This is a genomic window from Dellaglioa sp. CoH-57-MRSF-17 (assembly GCF_056782015.1).
Genome location: NZ_JBXAXY010000127.1, coordinates 1 through 278, shown reverse-complemented (window position 1 = coordinate 278; position 278 = coordinate 1). Strand labels below are relative to the sequence as shown.

The window sequence follows — 278 nt, the reverse complement described above, 5'->3', positions numbered from 1 at the left end:
GGCCCGACTTCCGCCGCGGACGCGGCAATCAGTTCCCAGCGCTGCGCTGCGTTTATCGGCACGCGAGGATGGGCATGTTCGTAGGCCTCAAGATGCTTGTGCGCGTTCTCGATCATCACGATCGCCGCGTCGATCATCGCGCCGATCGCGATCGCGATACCGCCCAGCGACATCAGGTTCGCGCTCACGCCTTGGTAGCGCATCACGATGAATGCGGCCAACACACCGAGCGGCAGCGACAGGATTGCGACGAATGCGCTGCGCAGGTGGAACAGGAA

1 protein-coding gene is annotated in these 278 nt (G+C 63.3%); it reads right to left on the bottom strand.

Features of this window, described 5'->3' with window-relative positions; all coding sequences use genetic code 11:
* A partial coding sequence (locus AC1RPJ_RS08130; RefSeq protein WP_481762901.1) for an efflux RND transporter permease subunit occupies positions 1 to 278 on the bottom strand: 278 nt, incomplete at both ends.